The following is a 19,079-nucleotide window of genomic DNA, read 5'->3' on the forward strand; positions in this document are numbered from 1 at the left end:
GTCCACGACAACGCGCATCATGGCCGGTCGATACCGCGTCGACGACCTCATCGGCCGCGGCGGCATGGCCCATGTGCACCGGGGGTATGACCTGACCCTCGGGCGGGACATCGCGATCAAGATCCTCGACCGTGAGCTGGCGCGGGACACCGCGTTCCGCACCCGGTTCCGCATGGAGGCGCAGGCCGCGTCGCGGATGTCGCACCCGTCGATCGTGCGGGTGTTCGACGCCGGGGAGGACTCCTCGGCCGAGGCCGGTGGCACTGCCGCGGAACCGGTGCCGTTCATCATCATGGAACTCGTGCACGGCGAGCTGCTGAAGGACGTCATCGCCCGCGGAGCGCTGCGCACCGTCGACGCCGTCCGATACGCGGACGGGATCCTCGAGGCGCTCGAGTACTCGCACCGCGCCGGGGTGGTGCACCGCGACATCAAGCCGGGCAACGTGATGATCACCTCGTCCGGTGCGGTGAAGGTGATGGACTTCGGGATCGCGCGCGCCGTCTCGGATTCGTCGTCGACCGTCGCCGAGACCACGCAGATCATCGGCACCGCCGCGTACTTCTCGCCGGAGCAGGCCAAGGGCGAGCAGGTCGACGCCCGTGCGGACCTGTACTCGGCGGGCGTCGTGCTGTACGAGATGCTCACGGGCCGCCAGCCGTTCCGCGGCGAGTCTCCGGTCGCCGTGGCCTATCAGCACGTCAGCGAGACCCCGCGTCCGCCGAGCGAGCTGCACGACGAGGACCACGACGAGAAGGAGCTCGAGCGGATCCGCGCGATCGACCCGATCGTGCTGCGCGCGATGGCGAAAGATCCGTTCCAGCGCTTCGCCGACGCCGTCTCCTTCCGCACCGCGCTCGACGACGCCGTCACCGGAACCGTGCCGACCAAGAAACAGCTCTCCTCGCTCACCAGCGAGCTGTACGGGCCGAACCCGCGGCACGCGCAGGAGACTGCCCGGACGCTCCGCCAGCTCTCCAGCGACACCACGATGACGCGCACCCAGTCCGGGCCTCCCGTCGCGTGGATCTGGGCGGGCGTGGCACTGCTCGCCGTGCTGCTCGTCTCGGTGTTGATCTGGGTGCTGGCGATGCGCCCCGACGGCGGCCTGCCCAGCTCTGCCCGGATCGTTCCGCACCTGGTCGGGCAGACCTACGATTCGGCGATCGTCCAGCTGAAGAAGGCGGACCTGCGTGCCATCCGCATCGATCAGGCCGACGCCGACATCGCCGTCGGATCCGTGATCAGCACGGATCCGGCCGCCGGCACGCAACTCGAGAAGGGTCAGTCGGTGACCCTCTACGTCTCCACCGGCGCCGCGAAGAGCACGGTGCCGCCGCTGACCGGCCTCACCCAGGCCGCCGCGAAGGACGCGCTGATCAAGGCGGGGCTGCAGCTCGGATCCGTCAGTCAGAAGAACGATCCGCATACGCAGCACGACATCGTGCTGTCGTCGAGCGTCGCGTCCGGCACCGAGGTCCCCTCGGGCACGACGGTCGACCTGGTCGTCGCGAGCGGCGTGGTCACCCTGAACGACCTCACCGGCTGGACGCTGGATCAGGCGACAGCCGCCCTGCAGCAGGCGGGCCTGACCGCGAACCCCGTGGCGAAGCCCGACTGCAAGGGGACAGACCCGAAGACCGTCGCCGCGATGTCGGCGCCTCCCGGCGACGTGCCGGTGGGCTCGACGATCGACCTCACCTACTGCACCGGCAAGTAGTCTCCGAGCCCTGAGCCCCGCCAGTCCCTGAGCCTGTCGAAGGGACCCGCTCCGTGGTGCGCTCGCGTGCGTAGGATCCGGTCAGGTGTGAGACGGGGACGGAGACGGGAGGATGCTGACGTCGCCGGGGGAGAGGAAGGGGCTCACCCAGGGGAACACGTAGAAGAACAGCCCATACAGGATCGCCGCGACCAGCACGAGCAGGATGATCAGCCGCACCCACCAGGGTCCGGGCAGGATCCGCCACAGAGCGCCGTACATCAGCTCACCGCCTCCTTCAGGGATGCCGGGAGCCCCAGCGCCCGCGGCTGGAAGCTGTCGAACACCCCGTACGCCACGATCCGCTCGGCCAGGGAGTACAGCGGCGAGCACGCGGTCAGCGTGATGTACTTCTCCCCGGCCGCTGCACCGGGATCCTGGGGGACCGGATCCAGCACGTCCACGCTGTCGGGCGTCACGTACTCGAGCGTGCGGAACCGGTACGTGTACCAGCCCTGCGGCGTCTCGATCACGATCGCGTCGTTCAGGCGCAGCCTGTCGATCTGGTTGAACGGCTTGCCCCAGGTGGTGCGATGCGCGGCCATCGTGACATTGCCGGCCTGGCCCGGCATGCCCGAGCCCGGGTACACGCCGATCCACCCGTGATCGAGCGTGTCCGGCCGGGTCACCCCGCCGGCGATCGTCACGTTGTAGTCGGCGCCCCAGCGCGGCACGTGCAGCTGCGCACCCCAGGGCACCCCGTTCTGCGGGGCCGTCATCACCGGAGGCTCGTACCGGACCGGTGCCCCGGCCCCGCCGGCGTGCGGCACGACCGGAGGCGGAGCGGGTGCGGGATCCTTCGCCCAGCGCGCGCTGATCGAGTGACCGTGATCATTCGCGGCCGCGCTCATGATGAGATCGCCGATCCACATCTGCCACGCCGCGTACAGCAGCACCACGACGCCGGCGGTGAGCAGCAGCTCGCCCAGCACGCTCACGACCGTGGCCCGGCGCCGTGGCCGTCGACCGCGAGCGGTGCGGCGCGCAGCTGCGTCCGCGGCGTCGGTCATGCCGCGATCCTACCGACCTGGGTGTGCAGGACGCTGATGGGTAGACTGGGGCGCATGGCACGATCCCGCAAGCCCGAAGAAGCCGCCGTCGAGAAGGTCGACGGCAGCGCCGCCCCCAATGCCGCATGGTTCAAGCCCGTGATGGTCGGCTTCATGCTGCTCGGACTCGCGTGGATCCTCGTCTTCTACATCACCGGCATGCAGTACCCGATCCCGGGCCTGCAGTCCTGGAACCTGCTGATCGGACTCGGGATCGCCCTGATCGGCTTCCTGATGACCACACGCTGGCGCTGACGCGCTCAGTGAGAACGCCTCCGCCTCGTGTGCGGGGGCGTTTTTTCGTCTCCGTCCGATAATTCCTCCCCGGTTTTCCACGGATCCGGGGAGTTATCCACACTCTGGGGATGGATATGCACACGCCCTCCCCCGAGTTATCCACAGATCTATCCCCACCTGGGGAGAATTACACGGGTGTCATTCGCTCGTGGTTGGGCCCGCGGTTGCGCCCGCTCCGCGATCGGTTCGTCGGGCGCGCGGTCCCGGCTCGCTGCGCGAGCCCCGCCAGTCCCGATGCCTGCGCGCCCGACGGACCGATCGCTGCGCTCCGGTCGCCTCTCGGGGTCGTTGAGCGAGCAGCGACGAAGGAGCAGCGAGACGAAACGCGCTTCAGCGCGTCAGTGGCCGGCGGTGATGAGGAGCGGCGGGACGATCGCCACGACGAGGATGAGCACGAGAACGATTGCGGAGACGAGGCCGATCCACCAGAAGCGCGCGTTCTGGCGCCCGCTCGTGCGGGCATAGACCAGGCCGATGAGGGCGCCGATGATGGCGCCTCCGACGTGCGCCTGCCAGGCGACGTTGAATCCCGGGATGAACCCGATCGCCAGGTTGATCCCCAGCACGACCAGGATGCCGGTCACGTTGGCGCCGAGATGCCGCCCGATCACGAGAAGCGCGGCCATGAGTCCGAAGATCGCACCCGAGGCGCCGACTGTCGACACCTGCGGGGCGATGACGGCGACGCCCACGGATCCGGCCAGGCCGCTCACCAGATAGAGCGTGAGGAACTTCGCCCGGCCGATCAGCGGCTCCAGGCTCTGTCCGATCATCCACAGGGCCAGCATGTTCAGGCCGAGGTGGATGAATCCGCCGTGCACCAGCAGCGTGGTCAGCAGCCGCCAGGGCTGGAACGACTCACCCGAGAGCGACGGGTACAGGTAGCCGGCCCAGAACTGCAGCGCCTGGCCGATCGGGACACCCACGCCGGGAAGGAGCTGCAGCAGGCTCACCGCCGAGGTGATCCCGATGATCCAGTAGGTCACCAGCGGGCGGCCCCCCGCGGCGGTCATCGTGCGGGATCCCCACCGGCGCTGGGCCTTGCGCTGCGCCGGGGACTGGTTGCGACGCTGATCCTGCATGCACTCGGGGCAGATCACCCCGACGGGCGCCTGCGTCTGGCATTCCGGGCAGATCGTGCGCATGCACCGCTGGCACAGCACGAAGCTCTGCCGGCCGGGATGCCGGTAGCAGAAGTTGTCGGGATTCGCGTGGAACTCCGAAGACGTCATCGGTGCGCTCCGGAGTCCGGGTCAGAGCCTCAGTTCGCGACGATGTCGACGGACTGCAGCACGACGTCCTCGACGGGACGGTCGCCGGCACCCGTGCGCACGGCGGCGATCTCATCGACGACGGCCCGGGAGGCGTCATCGGCGACCTCGCCGAAGATGGTGTGCTTGCCCTGCAGCCACGGGGTCGGATCCGTGGTGATGAAGAACTGCGATCCGTTCGTGCCCTCGACCTGACCGGTGATGGCGTTGCGACGCAGGCCCGCGTTGGCCATGGCGAGGATGTACGGCTCGTTGAAGTTCAGCTCGCCGTGGATCTCGTCGTTGAAGTTGTAGCCGGGACCGCCGACGCCCTGGCCGAGCGGGTCGCCGCCCTGGATCATGAAGTTCGGGATGATGCGGTGGAAGATGACGTCCTGGTAGAGCGGTCCCTCGCCCGGCTTGCCGGTGGCGGGGTGCGTCCAGGAGCCGGTGCCGTCGGAGAGTTCGACGAAGTTCTTCACGGTGCGAGGAGCGTGGTCACCGAACAGGTTGATGACGATGTCTCCGTGGTTGGTGTGCAGCGTGGCGACGTGAGTGGCGTGAGGCATGGATCCATTCTCGCAGAGGTTCCCGGGAGTTCGCAGATCGCACACCCGCCACACAGTGCAGGTCTGGCAAGATGGGGAATCCGAACCCGTTTCGATTGGGAGGGCACCGTGGGCCTCAGCCGCAAGCGCAAGAAGGAACTCCGACAGCTTCAGGGCGAAGCCAACAAGCTGTGGGCTGCCCAGCAGGTCCTGGTCGGCGACGCCGCGCAGGTCGCCCGCGAGGCGGGGCGCCAGCTCGACCACTTCCGCCGGGAGCAGGTCGTGCCGACCGTGCAGGACGTGTACGAACACCGGGTCCGCCCCGTCGTGGATCGCGGCGTGCAGTACTCCCGCGACGTGGTCGATCACCGGGTGATCCCGGCCGTCGGCGGCGCGATCGGATCCGCGCTCACCGCGTGGGACATCGCGAATGCCAAGCGCACAGGATCCCCGCGCACGATCGGCGCCGCACCGTCTGTCGCCCCCGCCAAGAGCGGCCCCGGCGTCGGCACCGTGATCGCGGTCGTCCTCGGCATCGGCGCGGCGATCGGCGTGCTCGTGGCCGCGTGGCAGACGCTGCGCGCGGACGACGAGCTCTGGGTCGCGGATGACCCGCTGAGCGCCCCCGAGGCGTGACCACGTCGGTCCCCTCGGTCCCTGAGCCTGTCGAAGGGACGGACGCCGCGTCGGATCCGCACGCCCGGGTCCGAGACGCGGCCGCCGCGCGCGGACTCGAGATCGAGATCCGCGAGCGGCCTGCTGCACGCAGCCTGCACGAGGCGGCGGCGCTGCTGGGACTGGATCCGTCCGGCATCGTGAAGACCCTCGTGGTCAAACGCGCCGATGACACTTTCCTGTTCGCGCTGGTGCCCGGCGGTCGCAAGATCTCCTGGCCGAAGCTGCGGGCGCTGGTCGGCGTGAACCGGCTGAAGCTGCCGGATCAGGATGCGGCGCTCGCGGCGACCGGTTACGAGCGCGGCACGATCGTCCCGATCGGCAGCACGACCGCCTGGCCGGTCTATGCCGACGAATCCATCCGCGGCCGGCGGATCGCGATGGGCGCGGGCGCGCACGGCTACAGCCTGTTCGTCGACGCGGATGCGCTGATCGCCGCCTACGACGCGACCGTGGCCGACATCTCGGAACCGGAGTAGCCGGCGCTCACCGGGTCGGCGCCGAGACCAGCGCCGTGCGGGTCAGCCGGCCAGGCCGGCCATCCCGAGCGCGATGTCGATCAACCGCACGCGCTGCAGCCCGCCGATCTCGTCCAGGCGGTACCAGCCCGCCATGTCGGTCGAACCGTTCTTCTCGAACCGCAGGCGGCCCCCGACGATGCGCGCCCGATACACGATCCGCAGGGTGTGCAGCGGCTCGGTCGCGCCTTCCGTGACCCGACGGCGTGCGGGGATCACGCGGGAGTGGATCCCGAGCAGCTCTCCGATGACGACCTTGTAGCCGGTCTCCTCGTACACCTCGCGACGCGCGGCGACCTCGGGATCCTCACCGGCCTCCAGCCCGCCGCCCGGCAGCGTCCAGGACACGCGGCGCCCCTCGGTCCAGCGGGCCAGCAGCATGCGCTGCTCGTCATCGACGATCACCGCGTAGGCCGCGACGCGCATGTCCATGCGCTCCACACTAGTCAGCGCCCGGGCGCCGGAGCCGCGGCGGGGTGCGCCCCGCACGGTCTGGGGATCGATCAGTTCTGAAGAAGCGCCGTCGCGGAGGAGTTCCTAGGCTGAGATCGACCCGGGCGACCCGGGCGATCGACTGGAGGATGCCATGACCGAGAACACCGCCCCGGTGCTGACCGCCGCAGAACGCGCCGCCGTCAAGGAGGCCGCCAACGAGAGCCGGGTCCGCGCCTCCCGCAAGAAGATCTCGCCGGCCGAGGCCCGGGCCGCCGGCGAGGCCGATGTGCTCGCCAAGATCGCCGAGATGGACGGCGAGGACGGACCGCTCGCGGAGGCGCTGCACCGGCTCGTCGGCGAGAACGCCCCGCACCTCGTGCCGCGCACGTACTACGGCATGCCCGCGTGGGCGAACGCCGCCGGCAAGGTGGTGTGCTTCTTCAAGCCGAAGGCGAAGTTCAAGGTGCGCTACGCCACGTTCGAGTTCGAGTGGCCGGCGCAGCTCGATGACGGCGCCGTGTGGCCCACCGCCTACGCCGTCACCGCCCTGGCGCCCGCCGATCTGGACTTCCTCGGCGAGCGGATCCGCCGGGCCGCGCCCGCGGAGTGATCTGACCGGGGCTTACTCTCCGCGCAGGTGCGCGGCGGTGAGCTCGGCCATCTCCTCGTCGCTGAGCTTGTCCATGCTGCGCGACTCGCGCTTGTCGCTGCGGATCCATCGCATCATCAGGATGACCAGGATCGGCACGTCGACGACCTCGGCGATGAACCAGAGGAAGTCGCCCGACAGATGCTGGTCGTGCAGCGGATTCGGGAACCACAGCGGCAGCACGCCGGGCCAGAGCCCCGCGTGATCCAGCACGGTGTCGTTCAGCCGCAGCAGGATTCCGGGGATCGCGTCGAGCACGAGCTCCACGAACGCGAACATGAATTCCGCCACGATGAACAGGCTCGTGCGGGCCACCGTGTGCGCGGCGAGCGGCAGCACCATCAGCAGTCCGAGCAGCGGCACCACGACCGAGGTCACGCCCTCGGCGACCGGGCTCATCCGCAGCACCGCCGAGAACGGCGTGAAGAACACCGCGAACACCAGGCAGGTGAACACCGGGGCCATGATCGCGTTGCCGAAGAACCGCGCCACCCACGAACGCAGCGCGCCGTTGACCCGCGCGCGCGGACGCTCCGACAGCACCGCGCGGGCCAGCGACACCGGCCGGCCCAGCGTGATGGCGACCGGCACCACGAACAGCAGCAGCGCGATCCGGGTCGTGAACGCCCAGCGGATCTCGACGCTCCACGTGCCCAGGAACCCGAACGACACCCACGCGTAGGAGCCGAGGCCCAGCAGGAGGTACATCAGCGTCAGCCGCAACGGCCAGCGATGCCCGCGTCGGCGCAGCACCCAGACTCCGCCGAGGTAGAGCCCGGCCGCGACGATGAGCACCCCGAGCGCGGTGGGATCCAGGCTCCAGGTGCTCAGGAAGACGGGGATGGGAGGCGTGCGGCGCTCCTTGCTGTCTGCTGTGCGGCCGCGTCGACGCTACGCCCGCCGGCTATGCGCCCGGTGGGATCCCGTGCCGGCGCCCGTCCCGATCCCGTGCCCGTGCCCGTCTACCGCGAGACGGGGGTGCGGATCGTCTGGTGGGGCGCACGGACGAATCCGATCCGGCGGACGATTCTGGGCGGGATCCGCGGGCTCGTGACGGTTCGTCTCGACCTGCCGAATCGACCATCGGAGGCCTCGCCTTGTCGGCTCCACCGGGCATAGCGTGGAGGGGTGACCACCCCGTTCCCGGCCGATGTCTACGCCGCTCGCCTGTCCCGTGCCCGCACTCTCACCGCCGACGCCGGGCTGGACGGCATCGTCGTCGGGGCGGGCCCCGACCTCGCCTATCTCGTCGGCGTCGAGGGGGACACGATCGAGCGCCTCACCGCGCTGGTGATCCCCGCGGCGGGCGAGCCGACCGTCGTCGTGCCGCGGATGGAGCTCGCGAAGGTGCGCGACACCGCCGTCGGATCGCTCGGACTCGCGATCGCCGACTGGGTGGACGGAGAGGATCCGTATGCCCTGGTCGAGGACGCGCTGGGGTTCGCTCCGGCCCGGTTCGGGGTCTCGGACGTACTGCCCGCGCTGCACGTGATCCCGCTCGCGGATCGGCTCGGCGTTCCCGTCCTCGCGACGCCGGCGTTGCGGGAGATCCGCATGATCAAGGACGACGCGGAGATCGCCGAGCTGCGTCGCGCGGGCGAGGCGATCGACGCCGTGCACCGCCGCGTGCCCGGCCTGCTGCGTGCGGGCCACACCGAGCGCGAGGTCGGTGAAGACATCGCCGCGGCGATCCTCGAGGAGGGGCACCGCACCGTCGAGTTCGTCATCGTCGCCTCCGGCCCGAACGGGGCGGATCCGCACCACGAGGTGTCGGATCGGGTGATCCAGGATCGCGACATCGTGGTCGTCGACATCGGCGGAGCGGTCCCGGCGGGCTACAACTCCGACAGCACCCGCACCTACGTCGTCGGCGAGCCGGATCCTGAGGCGGCCCGCCGGATCGCCGTGCTCGTGGCCGCACAGCAGGCCGCGGTCGACGCGGTGCGCCCGGGGGTCACCGCGGAGCAGGTGGACGCCGCCGCCCGCGACGTGCTCGCCGCCGCCGGGCTCGGCGAGGCCTTCCTGCACCGCACCGGGCACGGCATCGGCATCTCGACGCACGAGGAGCCCTACATCGCACCCGGCAACGCCCTGCCGCTGCGCGAGGGCATGGCGTTTAGCATCGAGCCCGGCATCTACTTCCCCGGCGCGTGGGGCGCGCGGATCGAGGACATCGTCGTCGTGACGGCCGACGGCTGCGTGAACCTCAACACCACGCCGCACGGTCTGACGCCCGCCGGGGCCTGATCGGCCCGGGACCGTCCCGAGATCAGGAGGAGTGACCGAGATCAGGAGGATCTGGGTGGATCCTCCTGATCTCGGTCAACTCGCCTGATCTCGGGACGTCGTGTGGGCGGCTCGCCCGCTTCGCCAGCCTCGGCGGGCCTCAGCGCACGCGGTCGAGGGCCTCGGGGATGTCGGCGCTCCACGATGACGGGGCCTCCGACGCGGGGGCGGCGGGCAGCACGCCCTCGCCGTCCGGGTGCGGGATCGCCGCGAGCAGCGCCTCCGTGTAGGGATGCACAGGGTGCGCCCACACGAGCGGCGTCGCGCCCGACTCCACGATCCGGCCGCGGTACATCACGGCGACCCGGTCGGCCATGAGCCGCACCACGGACAGGTCGTGCGAGATGAACAGCATCGCCGCGCCCGAAGCGACGCACAGTTCTCGCATCATGGCGGCGACCGACGCCTGGGCTGACGCATCCAGCGCCGAGATCGGCTCGTCGGCGACGATGAGGTCGGGCTTCGCGGCGAGCGCCCGGGCGATCGCGACGCGCTGCCGCTGGCCGCCGGACAGCTGGTACGGATAGCGGTTCTCCAGCGTCGGGGAGAGGCCGACCGCCTTCAGCCAGTGCGACGGCGCCTCGCTGTCGACTCCCCGGGAGCGGGCAGCGCGGGATCCTTCCGCGATCTGCTGCGACACTCGGATCCGCGGGTTCAGCGACGAGTTCGGATCCTGGAACACCATCTGGATCGCGGTGAACTCCGCCGGACGCGTGCGCAGACCGAGCGGCTGCACCGGCCGGTCGCGGTACAGCACCGTTCCCGCCGCAGGCTTCTCCATGCCGATCACGGCGCGCGCCGTGGACGACTTGCCACAGCCGCTCTCGCCGACGAGCGCGAGCACCTCGCCCGCGGCGATGTCGAACGACACCCCGTCGACGGCGCGGAACGCGGCCCGTCCGCCGTATTCGACGACGAGGGAGTCGACGTGCAGCACGGGCTTCTTGTCGCTCATCAGATCTCCCCCAGATCGGCCGCAGGTGCGTCGGAGTCGCCATCCACGGGAGCGTCCACGAGCGAGTCCTGCGCGTCGGGCATCGCGTCCAGCAGTTCGCGCGTGTACGGGTGCTGCGGATCCGTGAAGACCTGTCGGCGGGATCCGGCCTCGACGATCAGCCCTCCGCGCATGACGGCGACCTCGTCGGCGACGGCGCTCATCACGCCGAGGTCGTGCGTGACGAGCAGCACGGCGAGGTCGCGTTCGGTCGCGAGATCGCGGAGCAGGTGCAGGATCCCGGCCTGCACGGTGACGTCGAGCGCGGTGGTCGGCTCGTCGGCGAGCAGCACCTCGGGCTCGCAGGCCAGCGCTATCGCGATCGCGATGCGCTGCCGCTGCCCGCCGGAGAACTGGTGCGGGTACTTCTGCAGCGCCTCCTGCGGATTCGGCACGCGGACCTGCGCGAGCAGCTCGGCAGACCGGGCTCGCGCGGCCGAGCGGGACAGGCCGAGGTGGGCGCGCATGCCGTCGGCGAGCTGGGATCCGACCGTGATCTGCGGGTGCAGGCTCGCGGAGGGATCCTGGAAGATCATCCCGATCCGCTTGCCGCGCACCTTCCGATACGCGGATCCGGTCATCCCGACGAGCTCCGTGGTCCCGCCCAGGACGATGGATCCAGACGCGGTGCCGCCCGCGGGCAGCAGGCCGAGGATCGCCATCGCGGTCATGCTCTTGCCGGATCCGGACTCCCCGGCGAGACCCTGGACGCGCCCGGACACGAGGTCGAGGGAGATGCCCTTGACGACCTCGGTCCGATTGCCCTTCGACTGCCCGAGCTCGACGCGCAGGTCGCGGATCGCCAGCGCGGTCACGAGGTCACCTCCGCGGTGGCGGCAGCGGCCGAGACCACGGGCGCCTCGGCCTCGCGCTCACGCGCGGCGAGCGGGTCGAGCGCGTCGCGCAGCGAGTCGCCGATGAAGTTGAAGGCCATCACGATGCTGAGGATCGCAAGTCCCGGGAACAGTCCCAGCCACCAGGCCGAGGTGTTCTGCATGGCCGCGGCGATCATCGTGCCCCATTCCGGTGTCGGCGGCTGCGCGCCGAGGCCCAGGAACGACAGGCCGGAGAGCAGCAGGATCGCGGTGCCGATGTCGAGCGAGGCGAGCACGAGCACGGGGCCGGCGATGTTCGGCAGCACGTCGCGCGCGAGTGATCGCAGCGGCGAGGATCCCAGCAGCCGTCCCGCGATCACGTAGTTCTGCGTGCGCAGCCCCAGCACGAGGGACCGGGTGATGCGGGCGTACGGCGGCCAGGCGACGATGATGCCGGCGATCACGGCGTTCATGATCGACGGGCCGAGCGAGGCGGCGATCACCATGGCGAGGATCACGGTCGGGAACGCCATCACCATGTCGGTGATGCGCATGAGGACCTCGTCGACCCAGCCGCCGAGGTACCCGGCGACAGCACCGACGATCGTGCCGACGATCATCGCGCAGACGACGAGCATGAGCGCGAGCGGGATCGTGGTCTGCGCACCGAGCAGCAGCCGGGAGAACACGTCGCGGCCGTTCACGTCGGTGCCCATGATCGCGTCGGGGCTGGGCGCGGCCAGGCGCGGCAGGTTCTGCGCGAGCGGGTCGTGCGGCGCGATCCATGGGGCGAGAATCGCGACGACGATCCAGACCAGGGCGATGATCGTGCCGACGAGCGCGAGCGGCGTGCGCCACGCGGGCGGCAGCCACGACGTGCGACGTTTCGGCGCGAGCTTTTCGGGAATGACGAGGTTCATGACAGCCTCACTCGCGGATCCAGGAAGCCGTAGAGCACGTCGACGACGAGGTTGATGACGAGATAGATGACGCCGACCACGAGGCCGACACCGGTGACGGCGAGCAGATCGAGGTTCTTCGACGCGTTGTAGGCGTAGGTGCCCAGGCCCGGCCAGGCGAAGACGGCCTCGACGAGCACGGTGCCGGAGAGCAGACTGCCGAAGGCGATGCCGACGAGGGTGAGGATCGGCAGCGCCGCCCCGCGCAGCACGTAGCCCACGATGACCCGCCGACCGGAGAGGCCCTTCGCCCGCGCCGCCCTGGCGTAGTCCATGTCGAGCACTTCGAGCACCGAGGTGCGCACGAACCGGGTGAGCGTCGCGATCGTGAACAGGCTCAGCACGAGCACGGGCAGGGCGAGGTGGCCGGTCGCGTCGAAGAAGCCGACCGAGTCGCCGTTCAGCAGATAGTCGATCGTGTAAAAGCCGGTGATGCGCGGCGGCGGGGTGATGGTGGGCGAGATCCGCCCCGATCCGCTCACCCAGTGCAGCTGCATGAAGAAGAGCTGGTAGCAGAGGATCGCCATCCAGAACGTGGGGATGCTCAGCCCGATGAGGGTGACCACCCGCACGACCTGATCCGTCGCCTTGCCGCGGCGGTAGGCGGCCAGCGTCCCCAGCACGATCGCGACGGCGAGGCTCACGATGATCGCATAGAACGCGATCTCGCCCGTCGCCGGCACCGCCTTGGCGAGATCGGCCGAGACCGGGCGTCCCGTGGTCATCGAGGTGCCGAGGTCGCCGTGCAGCAGGTTGCCGACGTAGCGGAAGAACCGGACCCAGACGGGCTGGTCCAGTCCGTACTTCTCCCGGAAGGCTGCGACCGTGGCGGGGTTCGACGACGCGCCCTCGCCGAGAGCCGCGCGCACCGGGTCTCCCGGGACGATCACGGTGAGCGAGAAGGTGACCAGCACGATCCCGAAGAGCAGGATCACGCTCGTCACCGCGCGACGGGCGAGGAACCGCAGCAGCGTGTGCTGCGATTGCCGCGCCCGGCGGGTGGCGATGGCTTGGGTCTGCGTCACGTCGGCGCTTCCGGGTCAGAGGTGGCAGCGGGGGCCGGGCCTGAGCGCGTCAGGCCCGACCCCCGCCGGGATCACTTCGCGGGGTGCAGGGTCCGCAGGTCGAGCGTCCAGGTGACGTTGTACTCGAGGCCGGCGACCTTGGTGGAGCTGGCGAGGTTGATGCCGGGGACGATGAGCGGCACGAACGGGCCCGACTCCTGCATGGCCTTCGCGTAGTCGTTGAACGCGGTGTTGCGCTCGTCGACCGACGTCGCGTTCTGCGCCTTGGTGACCAGGCCCGCGATGTTCGCGTCGGCGTCGGCCGGCCAGCCGGCGCGCAGGCCGACCTTCTGACCCGGACCGAACGGCAGGAACGACGAGGTGTCGGCGTAGTCGGGGCCCCAGTACCAGAGCGAGAACGCCTCCTGCGCCTTCACGTAGGGCTGCACCTCGGTGGCGAACGGCGCCGGCGCGAGGGTCACGTTGATGCCGGCGGCCTTCAGCTGCTCCTGCACGCGCTCGGCGACCGGGGTGAACTCCACGCCGCCGACCGGGTTGTCGTTCGGGAACTGGAGCTTGATCTCCTCGCCCTTGTAGCCGGAGGCGGCGAGCGCGTCCTTGGCCTTCGCGAGATCCTGCTTCACGCCGGTCTTGTTCGCGCCGGGGAACATCGGCGGGATGACGCCCGTGGCCTGCACGGATCCGGCGCCGGCGAGCTCGAGCAGCTTGTCGTAATCGAGCGCGTAGCGCACGGCCTCGGCGAACTTCGGGGTCGCGGTGACGCCGCCGACCGTCTTGTCCTGGTTGATCAGCAGGAACAGCGTCTCGGCCGACGGGGCCGAGTTCACCGTGAAGCCGGAGCCGAGGCCCTTGACCTGGTCGCCGGAGAGGTCGACGGCCACGTTCGAGTCGCCGCCCTTGAGGTTGGTGAGCTGCGTCGCCGACTGCGAGATGTTGCGCACGACGATCTTGTCGTAGGCCGGCTTGTCCGTGCCGTCGTACTTGTTGTTCTTCACGAGCACGACCTGCGAGGTGAGGTCGAGCGACTGCAGCGTGTACGGGCCGGATCCGGCGGAGTGCGCGTCGAGCCACGCCTTCGCGGTGTCGGAGGTGTCGGTCTTGCCGCCGTTCTTCTCGACCACCTTGGAGTTCAGGATCGCGAGCGACGGGTTGGTGACGATCGCCGGCAGCTGCAGCGACGGGGTCTTCGTCGTCAGCTTCACGGTCTTGTCATCGACCTTGGCGACCGTGATCCCCGTCATCAGGAAGTTGGCCTTCGAGTCGGTGATCCCCGCGACGCGGTCAAGCGAGAACACGACGTCGTCGGCCGTGACCGGGGTGCCGTCGGAGAACTTCCGGCCGTTCTGGATCGTGAAGGTGAACTCGGTCGCGTCCGAGTTCTGCTTCATGGTCGCGAGATCCGGCTTCGGGGTGCTCGAGTCGGCTCCCTGGAAGGTGAGCAGCGTGTCGTACACCGCGTGCAGCACCATGTTGCCGGTCGGCACGTAGTTGCGACCGGGGTCGCCGGTCTCCAGCGAGAAGGCGGTGTCGACGACGAGCGTGCCTCCCCCAGAGGAGGACGAGCTGTTCGAGTTGTTCGCGGAATTGCCTCCGGAGCAGCCGGCGAGCGCGATGGCGGCCACGGCGATGAGCGCAGCGGCGGCGTGGCGATGTGAACGGCCCACGGGCGTTCCTCCTCGTTGAAGATGGACAGGTCAGACGACCAGATCGGGTTTTCCGGCACTATATCCGACGGATCGCCCCAGAATCGACCAATCCATTGTCACGCTTGCGTCACTACGGCAATATGTCCAGCATGACTGACGATCCATCTGCCTCGTCTGGACGATCCGCGCCCGTCATCGACGAAATCGCGTACGACATCCTCCGGGCCCTGCGGCGCAACGGCCGGATCTCGATCGCCGCGCTCGCGCAGGAGGTCGGGATCTCGCGGGCCAGCGCCTACTCGCGCGTCGAGTCGATGACCCGGGCCGGCATCATCACGGGATTCACCGCCGAGGTCGACACGACCCGCCTCGGTCTCGGGGTCAGCGCCCTGGTGTTCTGCACGATCCAGCCACAGTCGTGGACGTCGTTCCTGCACGCGATCGGGGAGATGCCGGACGTCGAGTCGGCGCGGGTGATGACCGGTGAGCACGACGTGATGCTCGTCGTGCGCAGCGTCGACATGGAGTCCATGCAATCGCTCGTGATCGGCACGATCGCCGCTCGCGGCGAGGTCATGAAGGTCGAGACCGCGATCGTGATGGGCGAGGTGTTCCGCCGCTCGTTCGTGCTCCCCGGCGACATCCCGCGCCGCGATCCGATCGGCGTGGACAGCGGCCTGATGCGCTTCACCCGCACCGATCAGACCCGCAGCACGCGCGTCTGACCCCTGCTCAGACCTGCACGCACACGCTGACGTGGTCGATGCCGTCGACGGCGAAGTCCTCGACGAGACGGATCCGGCCGTCATCCGCCTGCTCGGCCCGGCTGACCGCGTCGCCGCGCACGACGGAGCCGTCGCTGGCCAGCGCGTGCGCGAACGAGATGCGCACCTCGGCATCGGTCACCTCGCCGACGAAGCGGCCTTCGATGACGGTGTCGCCGGTGTATTCGCCCCAGATCAGGCGCCCGTCCTGGTGGTAGTCGAACGTCGTGGGCGCCGCGGGATCGACCGCGCTCGCGGTCGACGAGACCATCGCGAAGCGCAGTCCGTCGAGGGAGAGGGAAGAAGGCATGACGACGAGTATGGACCCGGGATCCGGGATCCGCGCAATCCCGCTGACACCGTCCCTCTGTGGGAGAACCCTTTCCTCGGCACCCGGAGAATTGTTAACAGATCCATCCACATGTGGACTATTCGGTGGATAACAAATGCGTGCGCGGGTGCGGCGCGCGCAGAGCGTTCAGAACCGGGTTTCCTCCCGTTCACCGAGGATTTCCCCGTGATTCTTCTGCACGTCGCTCCGTGCCTCGGCGCGCCAGCGGAACCGACCCGCGGGACCGGTCGGCGACATTTCTCCAGACATCCGCGGAATGCACGGATCCGACGTCAGGAAAGTCGGCGGAAGATCCCATTCCCGGCCGCGGTGAGCCCCGCCCCGACGGCGACGATCGCCGCGCTGCCGCCCGCGTAGGCGATCTGCTGATGACTGCCGTGCTGCTCGACGGTGACGTAGACGATCACGAAGGCGATCATCGAGATCAGCCCGGCGACGGCGGCCAGCCACCACAATCCGCGCAGCGAGGTCGCGGGGCGATCCGCCGGCGGCACCCGCCAGGCGATGAGCGCGATGCCGCCGAGGCATCCACATGCCGCCACGAGCATGAACCCGGCGACCACGTCGCTGGGACGGTGCCACTGATCGATCACGAGGAACACTCCGGTGAGCACGGCGAGCGCCCCGCCGATCACCGCGGCGAGCGGGCGCCAGCGCGGCGGGCAGACGAGGAAGACGGCGAATGCAGCCGCCGCCGTCACCGTCGCGTGCCCGGAGGGGAAGGAGTTGTTCAGCAGGTCGGTCGCGCCGGTCTGGGCGCGCACCAGGAAGACGTGCTTGGCGAGCTCGGCGAGGGCGACCGCGACCCCGCCGACACCGAGGGCGACCACGAGGTGCTTGGGGCGACGGGTGAGGGCGCCGATCAGGATCGTCAGGATGATTCCGCCGCCGACGGCCACGGCCGGAACATTGCCGAGCACCATGCCGGTGAATCGGTAGACCGCGTCGTGCTGGTCGGCGGCGCCGGCGAACGCGCGCTCATCGACGACCTGCCCGACATAGGTGAGGACGAAGAAGAGGTAGGTGGCAATGAACGCGACAGTCAGCGCCAGGGCGGCTGACGCGAACGACCGCACACTCCGTCTCGCCGCCATGCTCCCATCATGCCCACTCCGCCTGTGCGCACCCCGGATGCGCGCCCGCGACACGGGAACACGCCGAGTTCAGGAATGGGCCGCGAATTGTTCCTCAATGCGCCGGGAATCCGGCGACCAGCAGCTTAAGCGTCGGCGAACTCTCGTGCACCGCCCCCCGCACGGCCCGGCGACTTGTCAGACTCCTCCCGGAGCCGCGCGAGTGCCGCGGCGCAGGCGCCCTCGGCGCCGGAACGGAGAACCATGAAGACCACCACGAAGCGCGTCGCCGCCGCCGTCTTCGGTGCGACCCTCGCCGCCACGGGAATCGCGACCACGACGGTCGTCGCGGCGCCCGCCGCGTCCGCATCGGTGAGCGCCGCACGGGCGAACGCCGGCAAGCACGTGCTCCTGCTCTCAGTGGACGGCTTGCACCAGTCCGACCTCGACCAGTACGTGAAGGCGCACCCGCAGTCGGCCCTCGCTGCCCTCGTCGCCCGCGGCACGAGCTACACGAACGCGCAGACGCCGATCCCGTCCGACTCGTTCCCCGGGATGGTCGCGCAGGTGACCGGGGGAAACCCCGGCACCACCGGCGTCTACTACGACGACACCTGGAACCGCGCGCTGCTGCCGGCCGGAACCACCGACTGCGCCTCCGCGACTCCGGGCGCCGAGGTGTCGTACACCGAGAACGCCGACCTGAACCAGAACGCGCTCGACGCCGGCCAGGGGCTGGCCGGCCTCCCGAACAGCATCCTGCAGCTGAGCGGTGACGCCAAGGCCCTCATGGATCCGAAGCAGCTTCCGGTGGATCCCTCCACCTGCACGCCGGTCTACCCGAACCAGTACCTCAAGGTGAACACGGTGTTCGAAGTGGCGAAGCAGACGGGCCTGCGCACCGCCTGGTCGGACAAGCACCCCGCGTACCAGATCCTCAGCGGACCCTCGGGAACCGGCGTCGACGACTACTTCACCCCCGAGATCAACTCGAGCGCTGCGATCGCCGGCTTCACCGGGGACTGGACGAAGGACAACGCCGCGACCGCACTGTACGACTCGTACAAGGTGCAGGCGGTGCTCAACGAGATCGGCGGCAAGGACCACTCCGGCACGCAGAGCACGGGCGAGCCCGCCGTGTTCGGCATGAACTTCCAGGCGGTCTCCACCGCCCAGAAGCTGCCGACCTCCGACGGCCTCGCGGGCGGCTACCTCGCCGACGGCGTGACGCCCGGGCCGCTGCTGTCGCGGGCGCTGGACGGCGTCGATGCGGCGGTCGGCAAGATCACCGCCGCCGTCGCGCAGAGCCACGACGCGAAGAAGACCACGATCATCCTCTCCGCGAAGCACGGACAGTCCCCGACGGATCCGGCGGCCCTGAAGCGCGTCGACGACGGACCCGTCATCGCCGGCCTGAACGCCGCGTGGCGCGCCGCCGGCCACACCGGCGACCTGGTCGCGTTCTCGACCGACGACGACGTCATGCAGCTGTGGTTCTCCGTGCACACCCAGGAGGCCGCCGACTTCGCGAAGACCTACCTGCTCGCGAACTCGGCGAGCGGGAACGGCATCTCCGGCGCGGGGCTCACCGTCTCCTCGTCCGGCCTGGCCACGGTCTACGCCGGATCCGAGGTCGCCGACTTCTTCCACACCGCGAAGAGCGACGAGCGGATCCCCGACATCTTCGGCATCGTGCAGCACGGCGTCGTCTACACGGGCGGCACGAGTAAGATCGCGGAGCACGGCGGCGCGGACGCGCAGGACCGCCACGTCCCGCTCGTGGTCGCTTCGGGCACCGAGCACAAGGCCGAGACCGTCACCTCGACCGTCGAGACCACGCAGATCGCCCCCACGATCCTGCGCGAACTCGGCCTGAACGTGAACGACCTGCAGGCCGTGAAGATCGAGGGCACGAAGGTGCTTCCCCGCAGCTGACGCCCTGTGAGCGGCCCGACAGGCGGCCCCGTGCGCAACCCGCGCACGGG

General features: G+C 69.7%; 21 protein-coding genes. 8 read left to right on the forward strand and 13 right to left on the reverse strand.

Annotated elements, in window-relative coordinates; all coding sequences use genetic code 11:
* The first annotated feature begins 19 nt into the window (after positions 1 to 19).
* Positions 20 to 1,720 (forward strand): Stk1 family PASTA domain-containing Ser/Thr kinase, encoded by a 1,701-nt coding sequence (pknB, locus tag ABD882_RS15980; RefSeq protein WP_345188480.1) that lies wholly within the window; start codon positions 20 to 22, stop codon positions 1,718 to 1,720.
* Between the two features lie 81 nt (positions 1,721 to 1,801).
* Here pknB and ABD882_RS15985 read toward each other — a convergent pair whose 3' ends face one another.
* Both ABD882_RS15985 and ABD882_RS15990 read right to left on the reverse strand, forming a co-directional pair.
* Positions 1,802 to 1,981, reverse strand: a complete 180-nt coding sequence (locus ABD882_RS15985) for a hypothetical protein (RefSeq protein ID WP_345188372.1) — start codon at positions 1,979 to 1,981, stop codon at positions 1,802 to 1,804.
* A complete protein-coding gene (locus tag ABD882_RS15990) occupies positions 1,981 to 2,769 on the reverse strand; it encodes a class E sortase (protein ID WP_345188373.1) in 789 nt (262 codons plus the stop codon). Before ABD882_RS15990 ends, ABD882_RS15985 begins: the two co-directional genes overlap by 1 nt.
* A gap of 54 nt (positions 2,770 to 2,823) precedes the next feature.
* Here ABD882_RS15990 and ABD882_RS15995 point away from each other — a divergent pair, with 54 nt between their 5' ends.
* Positions 2,824 to 3,063: a cell division protein CrgA gene (locus ABD882_RS15995; protein ID WP_345188374.1), complete on the forward strand. Its 240-nt coding sequence runs from the start codon at positions 2,824 to 2,826 to the stop codon at positions 3,061 to 3,063.
* A gap of 380 nt (positions 3,064 to 3,443) precedes the next feature.
* Here the strand turns inward: ABD882_RS15995 and ABD882_RS16000 are convergent, their stop codons facing one another.
* Positions 3,444 to 4,337 (reverse strand): rhomboid family intramembrane serine protease, encoded by an 894-nt coding sequence (locus ABD882_RS16000; RefSeq protein ID WP_345188375.1) that lies wholly within the window; start codon positions 4,335 to 4,337, stop codon positions 3,444 to 3,446.
* A 29-nt stretch (positions 4,338 to 4,366) separates the two neighbouring features.
* On the reverse strand, positions 4,367 to 4,924 hold the full coding sequence (locus tag ABD882_RS16005; protein WP_345188376.1) for a peptidylprolyl isomerase: 558 nt from the start codon (positions 4,922 to 4,924) through the stop codon (positions 4,367 to 4,369).
* A gap of 108 nt (positions 4,925 to 5,032) precedes the next feature.
* On the opposite strand from ABD882_RS16005, the gene ABD882_RS16010 reads away from it, so the two are divergent.
* A complete protein-coding gene (locus tag ABD882_RS16010) occupies positions 5,033 to 5,539 on the forward strand; it encodes a DNA helicase (protein WP_345188377.1) in 507 nt (168 codons plus the stop codon).
* Between the two features lie 101 nt (positions 5,540 to 5,640).
* Entirely contained in the window at positions 5,641 to 6,057 is a 417-nt protein-coding gene (locus tag ABD882_RS16015) for an aminoacyl-tRNA deacylase (protein ID WP_345188482.1), read from the forward strand.
* A gap of 42 nt (positions 6,058 to 6,099) precedes the next feature.
* Here ABD882_RS16015 and ABD882_RS16020 read toward each other — a convergent pair whose 3' ends face one another.
* Positions 6,100 to 6,528 carry an NUDIX hydrolase gene (locus ABD882_RS16020; RefSeq protein WP_345188378.1) on the reverse strand — a complete coding sequence of 143 codons (429 nt, stop codon included), beginning with the start codon at positions 6,526 to 6,528 and terminating at the stop codon, positions 6,100 to 6,102.
* 154 nt (positions 6,529 to 6,682) lie between these two features.
* On the opposite strand from ABD882_RS16020, the gene ABD882_RS16025 reads away from it, so the two are divergent.
* A complete protein-coding gene (locus tag ABD882_RS16025) occupies positions 6,683 to 7,141 on the forward strand; it encodes a hypothetical protein (RefSeq protein ID WP_345188379.1) in 459 nt (152 codons plus the stop codon).
* A gap of 12 nt (positions 7,142 to 7,153) precedes the next feature.
* Here the strand turns inward: ABD882_RS16025 and ABD882_RS16030 are convergent, their stop codons facing one another.
* The gene (locus tag ABD882_RS16030; protein ID WP_345188380.1) at positions 7,154 to 7,975 is read right to left on the reverse strand and encodes a cytochrome c oxidase assembly protein; all 822 of its coding nucleotides are present in this window, start codon (positions 7,973 to 7,975) and stop codon (positions 7,154 to 7,156) included.
* A 333-nt stretch (positions 7,976 to 8,308) separates the two neighbouring features.
* Here ABD882_RS16030 and ABD882_RS16035 point away from each other — a divergent pair, with 333 nt between their 5' ends.
* Positions 8,309 to 9,427 carry a M24 family metallopeptidase gene (locus ABD882_RS16035; protein WP_345188381.1) on the forward strand — a complete coding sequence of 373 codons (1,119 nt, stop codon included), beginning with the start codon at positions 8,309 to 8,311 and terminating at the stop codon, positions 9,425 to 9,427.
* A 139-nt stretch (positions 9,428 to 9,566) separates the two neighbouring features.
* Here the strand turns inward: ABD882_RS16035 and ABD882_RS16040 are convergent, their stop codons facing one another.
* The 5 genes from ABD882_RS16040 to ABD882_RS16060 form a co-directional block, all read right to left on the reverse strand.
* On the reverse strand, positions 9,567 to 10,421 hold the full coding sequence (locus tag ABD882_RS16040) for an ABC transporter ATP-binding protein (RefSeq protein ID WP_345188382.1): 855 nt from the start codon (positions 10,419 to 10,421) through the stop codon (positions 9,567 to 9,569).
* On the reverse strand, positions 10,421 to 11,275 hold the full coding sequence (locus ABD882_RS16045) for an ABC transporter ATP-binding protein (protein WP_345188383.1): 855 nt from the start codon (positions 11,273 to 11,275) through the stop codon (positions 10,421 to 10,423). The genes ABD882_RS16040 and ABD882_RS16045 overlap by 1 nt, the downstream gene beginning before the upstream one ends.
* Positions 11,272 to 12,195, reverse strand: coding sequence for an ABC transporter permease (locus tag ABD882_RS16050; protein WP_345188384.1), 924 nt, complete (start codon positions 12,193 to 12,195; stop codon positions 11,272 to 11,274). The genes ABD882_RS16045 and ABD882_RS16050 overlap by 4 nt, the downstream gene beginning before the upstream one ends.
* Complete coding sequence (locus ABD882_RS16055; RefSeq protein ID WP_345188385.1) at positions 12,192 to 13,259, reverse strand: ABC transporter permease; 1,068 nt, start codon at positions 13,257 to 13,259, stop codon at positions 12,192 to 12,194. The genes ABD882_RS16050 and ABD882_RS16055 overlap by 4 nt, the downstream gene beginning before the upstream one ends.
* Before the next feature lie 71 nt (positions 13,260 to 13,330).
* Positions 13,331 to 14,923 (reverse strand): ABC transporter substrate-binding protein, encoded by a 1,593-nt coding sequence (locus ABD882_RS16060; protein ID WP_345188386.1) that lies wholly within the window; start codon positions 14,921 to 14,923, stop codon positions 13,331 to 13,333.
* 131 nt (positions 14,924 to 15,054) lie between these two features.
* Here ABD882_RS16060 and ABD882_RS16065 point away from each other — a divergent pair, with 131 nt between their 5' ends.
* Positions 15,055 to 15,630 carry an Lrp/AsnC family transcriptional regulator gene (locus ABD882_RS16065; protein WP_345188387.1) on the forward strand — a complete coding sequence of 192 codons (576 nt, stop codon included), beginning with the start codon at positions 15,055 to 15,057 and terminating at the stop codon, positions 15,628 to 15,630.
* A 7-nt stretch (positions 15,631 to 15,637) separates the two neighbouring features.
* Here the strand turns inward: ABD882_RS16065 and ABD882_RS16070 are convergent, their stop codons facing one another.
* A complete protein-coding gene (locus tag ABD882_RS16070) occupies positions 15,638 to 15,979 on the reverse strand; it encodes an avidin-fold protein (RefSeq protein WP_345188388.1) in 342 nt (113 codons plus the stop codon).
* Positions 15,980 to 16,293: 314 nt separating this feature from the next.
* Positions 16,294 to 17,115 carry a phosphatase PAP2 family protein gene (locus ABD882_RS16075; protein WP_345188389.1) on the reverse strand — a complete coding sequence of 274 codons (822 nt, stop codon included), beginning with the start codon at positions 17,113 to 17,115 and terminating at the stop codon, positions 16,294 to 16,296.
* A 243-nt stretch (positions 17,116 to 17,358) separates the two neighbouring features.
* On the opposite strand from ABD882_RS16075, the gene ABD882_RS16080 reads away from it, so the two are divergent.
* Complete coding sequence (locus ABD882_RS16080) at positions 17,359 to 19,029, forward strand: alkaline phosphatase family protein (protein ID WP_345188390.1); 1,671 nt, start codon at positions 17,359 to 17,361, stop codon at positions 19,027 to 19,029.
* Positions 19,030 to 19,079 lie beyond the last annotated feature (50 nt).

The sequence above is a fragment of the Microbacterium panaciterrae genome, assembly GCF_039541635.1.
Lineage (GTDB): Bacteria > Actinomycetota > Actinomycetes > Actinomycetales > Microbacteriaceae > Microbacterium > Microbacterium panaciterrae.

Excerpts from the sequence above, each read along its gene's own strand:
- ABD882_RS16005 (WP_345188376.1), bottom strand. The coding sequence starts at position 4,924 with ATGCCTCACGCCACTCACGTCGCCACGCTGCACACCAACCACGGAGAC.
- ABD882_RS16000 (WP_345188375.1), bottom strand. The coding sequence starts at position 4,337 with ATGACGTCTTCGGAGTTCCACGCGAATCCCGACAACTTCTGCTACCGG.
- ABD882_RS15985 (WP_345188372.1), bottom strand. The coding sequence starts at position 1,981 with ATGTACGGCGCTCTGTGGCGGATCCTGCCCGGACCCTGGTGGGTGCGG.
- ABD882_RS16070 (WP_345188388.1), bottom strand. The coding sequence starts at position 15,979 with ATGCCTTCTTCCCTCTCCCTCGACGGACTGCGCTTCGCGATGGTCTCG.
- ABD882_RS15995 (WP_345188374.1), top strand. The coding sequence starts at position 2,824 with ATGGCACGATCCCGCAAGCCCGAAGAAGCCGCCGTCGAGAAGGTCGAC.
- ABD882_RS16025 (WP_345188379.1), top strand. The coding sequence starts at position 6,683 with ATGACCGAGAACACCGCCCCGGTGCTGACCGCCGCAGAACGCGCCGCC.
- ABD882_RS16050 (WP_345188384.1), bottom strand. The coding sequence starts at position 12,195 with ATGAACCTCGTCATTCCCGAAAAGCTCGCGCCGAAACGTCGCACGTCG.
- ABD882_RS16080 (WP_345188390.1), top strand. The coding sequence starts at position 17,359 with ATGAAGACCACCACGAAGCGCGTCGCCGCCGCCGTCTTCGGTGCGACC.
- ABD882_RS16020 (WP_345188378.1), bottom strand. The coding sequence starts at position 6,528 with ATGGACATGCGCGTCGCGGCCTACGCGGTGATCGTCGATGACGAGCAG.
- ABD882_RS16075 (WP_345188389.1), bottom strand. The coding sequence starts at position 17,115 with ATGGCGGCGAGACGGAGTGTGCGGTCGTTCGCGTCAGCCGCCCTGGCG.
- ABD882_RS15990 (WP_345188373.1), bottom strand. The coding sequence starts at position 2,769 with ATGACCGACGCCGCGGACGCAGCTGCGCGCCGCACCGCTCGCGGTCGA.
- pknB (WP_345188480.1), top strand. The coding sequence starts at position 20 with ATGGCCGGTCGATACCGCGTCGACGACCTCATCGGCCGCGGCGGCATG.
- ABD882_RS16040 (WP_345188382.1), bottom strand. The coding sequence starts at position 10,421 with ATGAGCGACAAGAAGCCCGTGCTGCACGTCGACTCCCTCGTCGTCGAA.
- ABD882_RS16065 (WP_345188387.1), top strand. The coding sequence starts at position 15,055 with ATGACTGACGATCCATCTGCCTCGTCTGGACGATCCGCGCCCGTCATC.